11 protein-coding genes are annotated in these 13195 nt (G+C 65.7%); 4 read left to right on the top strand and 7 right to left on the bottom strand.

The features are described from left to right. Positions 1–47: 47 nt before the first annotated feature. From M0765_RS22915 to smc, 4 genes are all read right to left on the bottom strand, one after another. A complete protein-coding gene (locus M0765_RS22915) occupies positions 48–494 on the bottom strand; it encodes a hypothetical protein (protein ID WP_258506070.1) in 447 nt (148 codons plus the stop codon). A gap of 109 nt (positions 495–603) precedes the next feature. Beyond that, the gene (gene ligA / locus M0765_RS22910) at positions 604–2688 is read right to left on the bottom strand and encodes an NAD-dependent DNA ligase LigA (RefSeq protein ID WP_258506069.1); all 2085 of its coding nucleotides are present in this window, start codon (positions 2686–2688) and stop codon (positions 604–606) included. Positions 2689–2711: 23 nt separating this feature from the next. Then, positions 2712–3818, bottom strand: a complete 1107-nt coding sequence (locus M0765_RS22905; protein WP_258506067.1) for a cell division protein ZipA C-terminal FtsZ-binding domain-containing protein — start codon at positions 3816–3818, stop codon at positions 2712–2714. Between the two features lie 14 nt (positions 3819–3832). Next, positions 3833–7348, bottom strand: a complete 3516-nt coding sequence (gene smc, locus M0765_RS22900; protein ID WP_258506066.1) for a chromosome segregation protein SMC — start codon at positions 7346–7348, stop codon at positions 3833–3835. A 113-nt stretch (positions 7349–7461) separates the two neighbouring features. On the opposite strand from smc, the gene M0765_RS22895 reads away from it, so the two are divergent. The 4 genes from M0765_RS22895 to M0765_RS22880 all read left to right on the top strand — a co-directional run bounded on the left by M0765_RS22895 (position 7462) and on the right by M0765_RS22880 (position 10664). Then, a complete protein-coding gene (locus M0765_RS22895; protein WP_258506065.1) occupies positions 7462–8220 on the top strand; it encodes a hypothetical protein in 759 nt (252 codons plus the stop codon). A gap of 60 nt (positions 8221–8280) precedes the next feature. Continuing rightward, positions 8281–8601: a helix-turn-helix domain-containing protein gene (locus M0765_RS22890; protein ID WP_258506064.1), complete on the top strand. Its 321-nt coding sequence runs from the start codon at positions 8281–8283 to the stop codon at positions 8599–8601. Next, entirely contained in the window at positions 8598–9896 is a 1299-nt protein-coding gene (locus M0765_RS22885; RefSeq protein WP_258506063.1) for a type II toxin-antitoxin system HipA family toxin, read from the top strand. The genes M0765_RS22890 and M0765_RS22885 overlap by 4 nt, the downstream gene beginning before the upstream one ends. A 75-nt stretch (positions 9897–9971) precedes the next feature. Next, positions 9972–10664, top strand: coding sequence for a mobilization protein (locus tag M0765_RS22880; protein WP_126746403.1), 693 nt, complete (start codon positions 9972–9974; stop codon positions 10662–10664). Positions 10665–10673: 9 nt separating this feature from the next. On the opposite strand, the gene M0765_RS22875 is transcribed toward M0765_RS22880, so the two are convergent. From M0765_RS22875 to cysW, 3 genes are read right to left on the bottom strand one after another with little or no spacing between them, the layout of a single operon-like run. Further along, a complete protein-coding gene (locus tag M0765_RS22875) occupies positions 10674–11180 on the bottom strand; it encodes a disulfide bond formation protein B (RefSeq protein WP_258506062.1) in 507 nt (168 codons plus the stop codon). Further along, positions 11177–12274, bottom strand: a complete 1098-nt coding sequence (locus tag M0765_RS22870; protein WP_126746404.1) for a sulfate/molybdate ABC transporter ATP-binding protein — start codon at positions 12272–12274, stop codon at positions 11177–11179. Before M0765_RS22870 ends, M0765_RS22875 begins: the two co-directional genes overlap by 4 nt. Positions 12275–12292: 18 nt before the next feature. Further along, the gene (gene cysW, locus M0765_RS22865; RefSeq protein ID WP_258506061.1) at positions 12293–13195 is read right to left on the bottom strand and encodes a sulfate ABC transporter permease subunit CysW; all 903 of its coding nucleotides are present in this window, start codon (positions 13193–13195) and stop codon (positions 12293–12295) included.

Raw genomic sequence — 13195 nt, 5'->3', positions numbered from 1 at the left:
TATCGCGACAGCCGTGCGCCAAGGCTCAGTGGCCCGCCACGCTCCGATCAGGGAGGCGTTTGATTCTTGGAGTCGGGCGACGTGTACAACCGTTGACGAGCGTTCGGCGGTGGCGAGCGGTACTGCGGCAATGGCGAAACGCCTGTATTGCCAGTCGGCGGCACGATCGCGCCACCACCGGGCGGCCGTCCACCGCCGCCGCCCCAGCCCGGACGTCCCACCGGGTAGCCCGGCCGCACAGCCGGATAACCTGGCCGCCCGTAGTAGGGCCGGTCACCGTAATAGGGCCGTCCACCGTAGTAAGGACGACGGCCTTCGTAGTAGGCGCCGCCTTCAATGTAGACGGGCGCCGGCTGAACGACCACCGGGCTGTCGTAATACGGCTGCGAGTAGCCCCCGTTGTAGTAAGGATCGCCGGGCACCGCAACGCAGCCGCCGAGCAGCGCGATGCCGCCGATGGCGACGCAGGTACCGAGAACACGAATTTTCTGCATAAGGGACTCCTTGTCAGCCTTTTGTCTTCAACGCCAGCTTGTAGTCCCTGTTGACTGCGCGGGTGTGAAGTCACGTAACCACCCGTAAGAACGCCGAACCTCCAAGCTCTCAACCCGGCACGCCGTTGGCGAGTATCTCCAGCATACCCGCCTCGTCGATCACGCTCACGCCAAGCTCGCGGGCCTTGTCCAGCTTGCTGCCGGCCTCCTCGCCCGCAACCAGGTAGTTGGTCTTCTTGCTGACGGAGCCGGCCACCTTGGCACCGGCTGATTCCAGTTTGTCCTTTGCTTCGTCCCTGCTGAGCGTAGGAAGGGTGCCGGTGATGACGAAGGTCAGCCCCGCCAGCGGCTTGGGCGCGCGGGCGGCAGGTTCGCCCTCTTCCCACGTCAGACCGCAGGCCCGCAACTGCTCGACCACCTCGCGGTTGTGCGGCTGGTCGAAGAAGGTGCGCAGGCTTTGCGCCACCACCGGGCCGACGTCGTTGACCTCGAGCAACTGTTCTTCGGTCGCAACCATGATCGCGTCGAGCTTGCCGAAATGTTTGGCCAGGTCCTTCGCGGTGCTTTCACCCACATGCCGGATACCCAGCCCGAACAGAAAGCGCGGCAGTGTGGTTTTCTTCGACGCTTGCAGCGCGTCGACGAGGTTCTTGGCCGACTTCTCCGCCATGCGGTCCAGGCCCGCCAAGGTGGTGAAGCCCAGCCTGTACAGGTCGGGCAAGGTGCGGATCAGGTTGGCATCCACCAGTTGCTCGACCAACTTGTCGCCGAGCCCGTCGATATCGACCGCGCGGCGCGCCGCAAAGTGCAGGATGGCTTCCTTGCGCTGGGCGGCGCAGAACAGGCCGCCTGTGCAGCGGTAGTCGACTTCGCCCTCTTCGCGCAGCGCTTCCGATCCGCACACCGGGCACTGGCGCGGCATGGTGAACAACGGGCCGCGCTCGCCCTCGGGCTTGGCCAGGCTCTCGGGCACCACGCCGACCACTTCGGGAATCACGTCGCCCGCGCGACGCACGATGACCTGGTCGCCCACGCGCACGTCCTTGCGGCGCGCCTCGTCCTCGTTGTGCAGCGTGGCGTTGGTCACGGTCACGCCGCCGACAAACACGGGTGCGAGCTTGGCCACCGGCGTGAGCTTGCCGGTGCGGCCCACCTGCACTTCGATGCCGAGCACCTCGGTGAGTTGTTCCTGCGCAGGGTACTTGTGCGCCACGGCCCAGCGCGGCTCGCGCGAGACGAAGCCGAGCTGCCGCTGCAGCTCCAGGCTGTCGACCTTGTAGACGACGCCGTCGATGTCGTAGGGCAAGGCATCGCGCTGACGGCCGATGTTCTCGTGGAACGCGATCAACTCGATCGCCCCCCTCGCACGCGCCGTCTGCTTGGCCACCGGAAAACCCCATGCGTCGAACTGCTGCAGCCAGTCGAACTGGGTCGGAAAATCCGGACCGCCCTCGCTGGCCGGCGTGACCTCGCCGAGACCATAGGCAAAAAAGCTCAGCGGGCGCGCCGCGGCAATGGCCGGGTCGAGTTGGCGCACCGCGCCGGCTGCTGCGTTGCGCGGATTGACGAACACCTTCTCGTTCTTCTGGCCGGCCGCAATCTTCTCTCGCTGGCGCTCATTGAGCGCGTCGAAGTCGGCGCGCTTCATGTAGACCTCGCCACGCACCTCGACCACGGGCGGTGCCTTGCCGTTCAGCCGCAGCGGAATATCGCGCACCGTGCGGATGTTCTGCGTAACCTCTTCTCCGACCTCGCCGTCGCCGCGCGTTGCGGCCTGCACCAGCACGCCGTTCTCGTAGCGCAGGTTCATGGCCAGGCCGTCGAACTTGAGCTCGCAGACGTACTCGACCTGCGGCCCGTCCTCAGGCAGGCCCAGTTCCTTGCGCACGCGGGCGTCGAAAGCGCTGGCGCCGCCGGGCGTGATGTCGGTCTCGGTGCGAATCGACAGCATCGGCACCTTGTGGCGCACCTTCACGAAGCCGTCGAGCACCTTACCGCCGACGCGCTGCGTGGGCGAATCGGGTGTGCGGAGATCGGGAAACTCGGCCTCGATGGCTTGCAGCCGCTGGAACAGCTTGTCGTACTCGGCGTCGGGCAGTTCGGGCGCATCGAGCACGTAATAAAGGTGGGCGTGCTTGTGGAGCAGTTCGCTCAGTGCGGCGGCTTCGCGTGCCGCTTCGTCGCGCGTTGTCATGGGTGTCTCCCGAAGAAATCGGATCAGCTGAAGAGGCGTCGCGCCAAAGGCGAACCGGCGGCCAGATCGCGCGACTCGAGCGTGTCGTAGAGCTGCTCGAGGTCAGCGCCGATCACGTCCATGGTTTCCTCGCGCAGCAGTTGCCCATCGCTGTCGGTCACCACGCCATCCATCTCGCGCGCCAGCGTGGCGGCGGCCTCGCGCATGCGGCGGAACGGCTGCTCGGCGCGGTCGACCTGCGGCACGTCCAGGCTCAGGCTGAGCTCGCGGATGGCCGACTGCGCCGGATCGTCGGCCAGGGCGGCCTGCGTGTCGAACGACAGCCCGAGGATCGGCGGCAGCCCGACTTCGCTGGTCGGCAGCACCATGCGGCCGGGAATGATGCCCGCCACAAAGCCCAGCCGCGCCGCGTTCTGCTGCACATAGCCGGGGCTCCATGCCGCGTGCAGCGCGCGCAGCACAAAGCCCAGCTGCGCATCGTGAGCACTGGCGAACTGGTCGAGCTCGCGCGCACGCGCCACTTCATCGAGCATTTCAGGAAATTCGAGCGCGCCGTTGACGGCATCCGCAAAGGCCTGCGCCTTCACCACGAATTCGGAATACTCGATTTCGTTGAGCGCGCCGGTGCGGTTGGCCAGCTGCACGCCCACCTGGAACGCGCTGTAGCGCTGGCCCGGCACGGGCGGCTCCCACTGGCCGGTATGCTCGTTCAGGCCTTCGATGGCAACAGGCTTGCTGCCCGCGCGGCGGGTGGGCGGCATGGCCGCAATGGCTGCGTCGCCCGACGCAAGGCCGTCCAGCGACACCGGTGCGATCACGTCGATGAGCGGATCGAGGCCGCCGCGACGCTCGGCCGTGGGCAAGGGGCTGGCGCCGGGCGCTGGCAGGTCAGGGTCGAACAAGGGCTCGTGCCGCTCCTGGCCCGGCGGCATCTGGTGCGGGTCAATGTGCAGCATCGGCTCCACGCCGTCGGCCGCGGACGCCGGCGAACGGTCGGCATCGGAAAAATCGTCGCTGGCGGCGTCGGGCTGCCGCGGCGCATTGCGGCGCGAAGTGACGGTGTTGTAGGCCACGACAGCCGCGAGAACGAGGCCGCCGAGGATGGCCAGGGCGAGAGTGAGATTGCTCATGCGCGCTGCTCGGCTTAAGCAGCTTCGACCATCGAGACGGCCGATTCCATGTCGACCGCAACGATGCGGGACACGCCCTGTTCCTGCATGGTGACACCGATCAGCTGCTCGGCCATTTCCATGGCGATCTTGTTGTGGCTGATGAAGAGGAACTGGGTTTCGCGGCTCATGGCGGTCACGAGTTTGGCATAGCGTTCGGTGTTCGCGTCGTCCAGCGGCGCGTCCACCTCGTCGAGCAGACAGAAAGGTGCCGGATTGAGCTGGAAGATGGCAAAAACCAGCGCAATGGCCGTGAGCGCCTTTTCGCCGCCCGAGAGCAAGTGGATGGTCTGGTTCTTCTTGCCGGGAGGCTGCGCCATCACCTGCACGCCCGAATCCAGGATTTCGTCGCCCGTCATCATCAGCCGGGCATTTCCGCCGCCGAAGAGCTCGGGGAACATGCGGCTGAAGTGTTCGTTGACGATCTTGAAGGTGCCGCCAAGAAGCTCGCGCGTTTCGCCGTCGATCTTGCGGATGGCGTCTTCGAGGGTGCCGATGGCTTCGTTCAGGTCGGCCGACTGCGCATCGAGGAAGGTCTTGCGCTCGCTGGCAATCGCAAGTTCGTCCAGCGCTGCCAGATTGACCGCGCCCAATGCGACCACTTCGCGGTTCAGGCGGTCGATTTCGCTTTGCAGGCCCGTGAGGCGCACCTTGTCGGTTTCGATTGACTGGGCGACCGCTTCGAGATCGGCACCGGCGTCGTCCAGCAACTGCTGGTACTGCTCGACACCCAGGCGTGCGGCCTGTTCCTTGAGCTGGAATTCGGTGATGCGCTGGCGCAGCGGATCCAGTTCGCGTTCGAGCTGGAGCCGGCGTTCATCGCTGGCGCGCAGCTTCAGCGTGAGGTCGTCATACTGGCTGCGCGCGGCACCCAAGGCGGCTTCGCGCTCGAGCTTGAGCGCCAGTGCGTCCTGCAGGCCGGCCTGGGCTGCAGCGTCCGACAGCCGACCGAGCTCGGCCCTGGCGCGCTCGTCTTCATCGGTAAGGGCCACCACCTGCTGCGATGCGGTTTCGATGGCCCGGCTCAGTTCGCCGCGGCGGGCTTCGAGCGTGCGCTGCGAGAAAGTGGCTTCCTGCGCTTGGCGCTCCAGGCTGCGATGCTGCTCGCGGCTCGCGGCGAGTGCACGGCCAGCCTCGATCACGCGCTCGTCGAGCTGCGCATGGCGCTCCTGGCTATCGGCCAACTGCATGTCGAGCTCTTCGAAGCGGCCCTCGGCGGCCATGCGCTTTTCCTGCAGCTCCTCGAGCTGCGCATCGACTTCGGCGAGGTCGGCTGCGAGTTGCTCGCTTCGCGCTCGCGTCTGCTCGGCAAGCTGCGTCATGCGCAGGGTTTCGACCTGCAGTTCGTGTGCGCGCGATTGCGTCTCGGCCGCTTCACGGCGCGCCGTGACAAGGCGCTGCGCGGCATCGGCGTAGGCGGCTTCGGCGCGGACCAAGGCCGTGCGCGCCTCTTCGCTGATGAGCGTCTGGGCGCGCAGCTGGCGCTCGAGGTTTTCCATTTCCTGCTGGCGCGCCAACAGGCCGGCCTGCTCGGAATCGGGGGCGTAGAAGTTCACGCTGTGCGAGAACACAGCGTGGCCGCTCTGCACGTAGATGACTTCGCCGGGCTGCAGCGTGCTGCGCTGCGCAAGGGCTTCTTCGAAACTCTGCGCCGTGTAGCAGCCGTGGAGCCAGTCGGTCAGCAAAGCTTGCAGACCTGCATCATTCAGGCGCAGCAGGCTGGACAGGCGCGGTAGCGCGGCAGCGCCTTGCGGCAAGCCGGCATCAGGCGGGCTGTAGAACGCCAGCTTGGCGGGCGGCGCGTCGTTGCCGAAGGCGCGCACCATGTCGAGCCGGCTGACTTCGAGCGCGCCCAGGCGCTCGCGCAGCGCCGCTTCAAGGGCGTTTTCCCAACCCTGCTCGATATGAATGCGGCTCCACAGGCCTTGCATACCTTCAAGGCCATGCTTGGCGAGCCAGGGCGCGAGCTTGCCGTCGGTCTTGACCTTTTCCTGAAGGGCACGCAGCGCTTCGAGCCGCGCCGAGAGCTCGGCGTGCCGGGCGCTCTCGCTATTGACGGCCTGCTGCTTCGTCCTGCGGTCGTCGTCGAGCTGCGGCACCGACTCCTGCAACTCGTGCAGGCGGGCGTCGGCTTCGCTCGCGGCTTCTTGGGCCGCGGCGTGCTCTTCCTGCATGGACTGCAGGCGGGCTTCGTCGGGTGCGGCCAGTGCGTTCTGATCGGCGCGCAGGCGTTCGCCGCGCTGGGTGAGCACCCGGCTCTGGTCTTCGATGTTGCGCTGGTCGGCGGCCAGCACCTGAATCTGCTGCTGAATCTGCACGACCGCGGCTCGCTGCGCATTGGCCTCGTCCTGGGCGCGTTGCTGGGCCTCTTCCAGTTCGGGCCTACGGGCGTCGTGCTCTTCGAGCTGTGCGGCCAGCATGACGGCTTGCTCTTCGGCATCGACGCCCTGGCCGGCCAGGGTTTCGATTTCGGCCTCGGCCTCTTCACGGCGGCGGCCCCATTGGCCCATTTGCTCGCGCAATTGAACCAGCCGCTGCTCCACGCGCTGGCGGCCTTCGACCACGAAGCGGATCTCGCCTTCGAGGCGACCGACTTCGGCGCTGGCTTCGTAGAGCTTGCCCTGGGCCTGGTTTACCTGGTCTCCGGCCGCATAGTGGGCTTGGCGCACGGTTTCGAGTTCGGATTCGATGCGGCGCAGGTCGGCCGTGCGCGACTCCAGGTCGTTGATTGCCTTTTCGGAGTCGGCCTTGATCTTGGCCTGGTCTGCGTCGCTTTCGCTGCGCTTCAGGAACCACAGCTGGTGCTGCTTCTTGGTGGCTTCGCCCTGCAGCGTGTTGTAGCGCGCGGCCACCTCGGCCTGCTTCTCGAGTTTTTCGAGGTTTGCGTTCAGTTCGCGAAGAATGTCTTCGACCCGCGTGAGGTTCTCGCGCGTGTCGCCCAGGCGATTCTCGGTTTCGCGCCGGCGTTCCTTGTACTTGGAAACACCCGCCGCTTCTTCCAGGAACAGGCGCAGTTCTTCGGGCTTGGACTCGATGATCCGGCTGATCGTGCCCTGTCCGATGATGGCGTAGGCACGCGGGCCGAGGCCCGTGCCCAGGAACACGTCCTGCACGTCGCGCCGGCGCACCGGCTGGTTGTTGATGTAGTAGCTGCTGGTGCCGTCGCGCGTGAGCACGCGCCGCACGGCAATTTCGCCGAACTGGTTCCACTGGCCGCCGGCGCGATGGTCGGCGTTGTCGAACACCAGTTCCACGCTCGAGCGGCTGGCCTGCTTGCGCGTGGTCGTGCCGTTGAAGATCACGTCCTGCATCGACTCGCCGCGCAGCTCCGACGCGCGCGACTCGCCCAGCACCCAGCGCACCGCATCCATGATGTTCGACTTGCCGCAACCGTTCGGCCCGACCACGCCGACCAGTTGGCCTGGCAGCAGGAAGTTGGTCGGTTCGGCGAACGACTTGAAGCCTGAAAGCTTGATGGAATTGAGACGCACGACTTGTCGGCCTGCCTTGGCATAGCGCCAAGGTATTGATTTGTAAGGAAAATTGCACGGGCCCGCCGCTTGAAGCAGGCCGCCGCCCCAGCTGTGGATGATAACGTCAGGGCATGAGCGATTCCCTGGTTTCACCCTTCACCGCGCGCCGCGGCTACCTGCTGGCTGGCGCAGCTGCACTGCTGGGCCTTGGCGGTTGCGCGGCCACCCGTTCCACCGAACGCGCCGAACCCTATGCCAACCAGGAATGGTTGCAATCGAGCGCCAACCGCATTGCCAACCTTTCCTTGCGAGACAACCTGCAATCGATCCGGCGCGTGCAAACCACGCTGTACCGGCGCAACCCACGCGAATGGCGCAAATCGGCGGCAAGCATCGAAGCGGCCTCCCAGCGCGCCTGGGACGCGGTGTTGACTGGCCCGGCCCTGCCCGAATTGCGCGGCGCCACCGGCATCGACGCGATCCGCCTGGCCTTCGACACCAGCCCACAGGGTTACCAGGGCGACCGGGTTGCGGCATTGGTCGTCGGCTGGGCTTCGATGCTCAAGCAAGCCAACGGCGACACGTGGGACCAGACGATGCTGGACGGCGTCAATGCCGAGAACAGCTACCGGGCCGCGCGCAATTTCGAAATATCGCTGTGGCTGATCTCCTCGAAGACCGGACCGGACGGCCAGCCCTTGCTGCTGGCGACCGAAATCAGCGAGCGCGGCCGTAACCTCGTGGCAGACCGGGAGTTGTCGAAGGTGGTGGCCCGGCTCGACCTGCTGGCCGCGCAGGCCGACGAAAAATACCGCCGCGCCGCGCTCGACTTCGGGCAGAACTGGATCATGGGTGTCGTCATGCCCTTCTTCACCCTGATTCCCAGATAAGGCAATAGACATACCCGGGAAATGTATTTCCCAAATAGCGGTTTACGGTAATATGTTTCCGTGATCAAACAAGAACTCATTGCTGCTCTCACCGCCCGCCGCGATGCCGCGGGTCTCTCCAACGCCGAAATCGCGGAACGCTCCGGCCTGACCGAGCGCTCGGTTCGAAACGCGCTGAGCCTCAAGGGCAATCCGCAGCTGTCGTCGCTGCTGGCGCTGGTCGACGCCATCGGCCTCGAACTGCAGCTTGCACCCAAGGGCTTCGGCGAGAGCACGGCCCCCGATGACGGCTACCGCCCGGTTGCCACCCGCGTGGGCCACGCCATCGCGCAGGCGCCCTCCCCGCCGCCGTACGCCAACAAGCGGCGCCGTTCGCCATGAACGTCAAGATCCTCGAAATCTCGCTGGGTTCGCGGCGCTTCGGCAAGCTCTTTCAATACGCCGACCTGTGCCGCTTCGTGGCAGAGCCCGAACTGGTGGCCGCTCCGCCGGCTGAAGTGCTGTCGCTTTCGATGGTGGCAAGCGATCCGGCCACCCAGGCGGCACTGTGGAGCGACGTGAAGAACCCGCTCTTCAACGCACAGGGTGGTCAGCTTCCGCGCTTTTTTCAGAACCTCTTGCCCGAGGGCGTTCTGCGCAGCCATATCGCGCAGTTGCGTGGCTGCCGCGAGAACGACCATTTCGAGCTCCTCGCGGCTTGCGGCGGCGACCTTCCCGGCGCGGTGAGCGCCCGGCCGGTTTCGGTGGACCGCGGCACGCTGCAACGGCTCATCACCCAGGACCAGGACGCGCTCGAGATGTCCGTGGTCGAACTGCCCATGCCCCAAGGCATTTCGGTGTCGGGTGTGCAGCCCAAGCTCGGCCTGCGCCGCCAGGGCGGCCGCTACGTGGCCCGCACGCGTGCCGGTGCCAGCACACGCGTGATCGCCAAGTTGCCCATGGCCGGCCGGCCGCACATGCCGCAGCTCGAAATGCTTTCGCTCCAAATGGCTGGCGCGGCCGGCGTCGAGGTCTGCCATGCCGAACTGGCACCGCTCTCCGCCATTGCGGCCGAGCACAGTTATGCGCTGCCCGACGAGCCTGATTTTCTTGCCGTCACCCGCTTCGACCGCGAGGGCGCGCGCCGCATTCATTTCGAAGACTTTGCGCAGGTGCTTGCGGTTGACCCGATGCACAAGTACAGCGCCAGCTACCTCGACATGGCGCTTGCCATGCGCGCCTTTCCTTCGCTGGGCGAAGAAGCCGTGCTCGAACTCGTTCGGCGCTTGGCGGTGAACGACCTGCTCGGCAACCCCGATGCACACCTGAAGAATTTCGGCGTGATCTACCCCGACGGCATCGCGCCACGGCTGGCGCCGGCCTACGACATCGTGGCATATGCCGCGCTCCAGGGCGTCGACGGCCATGCCTTGCCTCTTCTGCTAGCGGCGGGCGGAGGTGCCGCACCCAAACGCACGGCATTGTTCACGCCCGCCAACATACGCGCCTTCTGCTTCTCGACCGGGCTGCACGAGCCGATGGTCCGACGCGTCATCGCAGACACCGCACGGCTCGCGCGCAGCCAGTGGCCCGCAATGATCGACGCATCGACGCTGCCTGCGCCGTGGAAAAAGCGGCTGCAGCAGCGCTTGCAGGCACATCCCTTGCTGCAAGGGATGGCGAAGCGCGGCAAATGAGAAAAGGAAAAGAAAACGCGCCCCTAGAATGATTCCGCCCTTCACTCCTCAACCCATTCGAGGCAGCAGCAACTCATGAGCTCCATCAATTTCATCGGCGGCGAAAAAGGCGGTGTCGGCAAGTCGGTTACCGCGCGCGTGCTGGCGCAGTACTTCATCGACCACAGCCGGCCGTTCACGGGCTTCGACACCGACCGCTCGCACAGCTCGTTCACCCGCTTCTACGAAGGCTTTGCGTCGCCCATCGTGGTCGACAGCTTCGAGGGGCTCGACACCGTGGTGAACGGTTTCGAAACCAATCCGCAGCAAAGCGTCATCGTCGACCTCGCGGCCCAAACGCTGGCGCCGCTGTCGCGCTGGATCAAGGAATCCGACTTGTTCGACGTGTTCGTCGAACTGGGCGTGGCCGTCAACTTCTGGCATGTGCTGGACGACGGCAAAGATTCCACCGATCTGCTCGGCACGCTGATCGACACCTTCGGCAACCGGCCCAACTACATCGTGGTGCAGAACTATGGCCGCGGCAGCGACTTCGGCATGCTGCTCGCGTCGCAGTCGCTCTCCAAGGCCACCGCGAACGGCGCCCGCGTCATCACGCTGCCGCGCCTGCACGAGGCCAGCATGCGCAAGATCGATGCGCAGAACACCAGCTTCTGGAAGGCGGTGAATGACCGCGAAGGGCCGCACGCGCTCGGCTTGCTGGAGCGCCAACGCGTGAAGTCGTGGCTTGCCACCGCCTACGCGGCCTTCGACACCTTGCCGCTTTAAGCGTCTGGTTCAACGCGCTACGGGGCGCTTGCGGAAAATCAGCACAAGCAGCAGAACCGCAAGAACGAAGAAGGCGACGAACGACCAGTTCGCCAGCGTCAGGCCGAACAGCGACCAGTCGATCTTCGAGCAGTCGCCACCGCCACGGAAGATCATCGGCAGCGCCCGCTTGAGCGGGAAAGTCTCGATCATTCCGTACAGGTCGCGTCCGCACGAGACGACCTCGGGCGGATACCACTGCAGCCAGCTCTGCGCGGCGGCCGTGTAGGCGCCGCCGATGGCCGACACCAGTGCCAGCACCCCGCCCGTCACCTGAAGGCCGCGGCTGCGGAACACGGCGGCCAGCCCGGTGAAGAGCGCCACCAACACCAAGGCATACCGCTGCACGATGCACATGGGACAAGGCTCGAGCCCGACCACGTGCTGCAGATAGAGCCCGAAGGCCAGCATGAGAACGCAGGCCAGGCAGATCAGCCCATACGCGCGGCGCGGCGCGCCGAAGTACCAATCGATCAAGGGGAAACCCAATCTTCTTCTACGAACACCCGGGCCTTGCGCGGCGTGGCGACCACTGTGTCGCCCTCGTTCAAGCCCAGTTCACGGAACTGTTGCGCAGGGATTTGCGCTTCGATGATGGTTCCGGAGCCCGGATTATCTGGATTCGTTTCTGTGGGCTCAAGTTCCAGCCGCGCGATCGGGCCGACCACGATGGCGCGCGACAAGGTGGCCACGATGCCGGTGGCGCCGGCGGTGTAGCGCTCCACGGTGAGGTCATGCGGGCGCACGTAGGCCATGGCCTTGGCGTCGCGCGCGCCGCTGTGCTCCGGAGAGTCGAGGCGCATGCCGTCCAGCTGCACCGCGCCGTTGTCGGCCCGGCCATGGAACAGGTTCACGTCGCCCAAAAAGCCGTAGACGAAGGGGCTTGCGGGCTGGTCCCACACCTCTTGCGGCGAACCGACCTGCTCGATGCGGCCCTTGTTGATGACTACCACGCGGTCAGCCACTTCGAGCGCTTCTTCCTGGTCGTGCGTGACGAAGATCGAGGTGACGTGCAGCTCATCATGCAGCCGGCGCAGCCAGCGGCGCAGCTCCTTGCGCACCTTGGCATCGAGCGCGCCGAAGGGTTCGTCGAGCAGCAGCACCTTGGGCTCCACTGCCAACGCACGCGCCAATGCAATGCGCTGCCGCTGGCCGCCCGAGAGTTGCGAGGGGTAGCGGTCGGCCAGCCAGTCGAGCTGCACCAGCTTGAGCAGGTCGGTCACCTTCTGCTTGATCTGCGCGTCGCTCGGGCGCTCCTTGCGCGGCTTCACGCGCAGTCCGAAGGCCACGTTCTCGAACACCGTCATGTGGCGGAACAGCGCGTAGTGCTGAAACACGAAGCCCACCTGCCGCTCGCGCACATGCACGTCGGTGGTGTCTTCGCCCGAAAACAGAATGCTGCCGGTGTCGGCCGTTTCCAGCCCCGCGATGATGCGCAGCAGCGTGGTCTTGCCGCAGCCCGACGGGCCGAGCAGTGCGACGAGTTCACCCGATTCGACGTCGAGGTTGACGTTGTTCAGGGCGCGGAAGTCGCCGAACTGCTTGCTGATGTTGCGGATTTCGATGCTCATGATCTTGTTCTTTCTCTCTCAGGCCACCGTGGGCTCGGGCGGACGTTCCGGCGGCAGCTCGGCAATGGCTTTCATTTCACGCTCGTGGCGCCACTCGATAACCGACTTGATCACCAGCGTGACGAGCGCCAGGATGGCCAGCAGCGAGGCCACGGCAAACGCCGCCACCGACTGGTACTCGTTGTAGAGCACTTCCACATGCAGCGGCATGGTGTTGGTCTGCCCGCGAATGTGGCCGGACACCACCGACACCGCGCCGAACTCGCCCATGGCGCGCGCGTTGCAAAGAATCACGCCGTACAACAGGCCCCACTTGATGTTGGGCAAGGTCACGCGCCAGAAGGTCTGCCAGCCGGTCGCACCCAGCACGATGGCGGCTTGTTCTTCGTCGGTGCCCTGTGCCTGCATCAGCGGCACGAGCTCGCGCGCAATGAACGGAAAGGTCACGAACACCGTTGCAAGCACGATGCCCGGCACAGCGAAGATGATCTTGATGTCGTGCTCCGCGAGCCATGGGCCCAGCCAGCCCTGCGCGCCGAACACCAACACGTAGATCAGGCCCGCCACCACTGGTGACACCGCAAATGGCAGGTCGACCAGCGTGGTCAGAAAGGCCTTGCCGCGGAATTCGAACTTGGCAATGGCCCACGCCGCGGCAACGCCGAACACCAGGTTCAGCGGCACCGAAATGGCGGCGGTGATCAGCGTGAGGCGAATCGCGCTCCAGGCGTCGGGCTCCTTCAGCGCTTCGACATAGGCGCCCAGGCCCTTGCGCAGGGCCTCGGTCGCCACGGCCGCCAGGGGCAGCACCAGGAACAGGAACATGAACGCGAGCGCAAGGCCGATCAGCAGCCAGCGCACCCAGGGCGACTCGGTGGTGCCGGCCTGCGCGCGGCGAATGATTTTGGAAGGGGCGCTCAT

This window comes from Variovorax sp. S12S4, assembly GCF_023195515.1.
GTDB lineage: Bacteria > Pseudomonadota > Gammaproteobacteria > Burkholderiales > Burkholderiaceae_C > Variovorax.
This window is presented reverse-complemented; position numbering and strand designations above follow the sequence as displayed.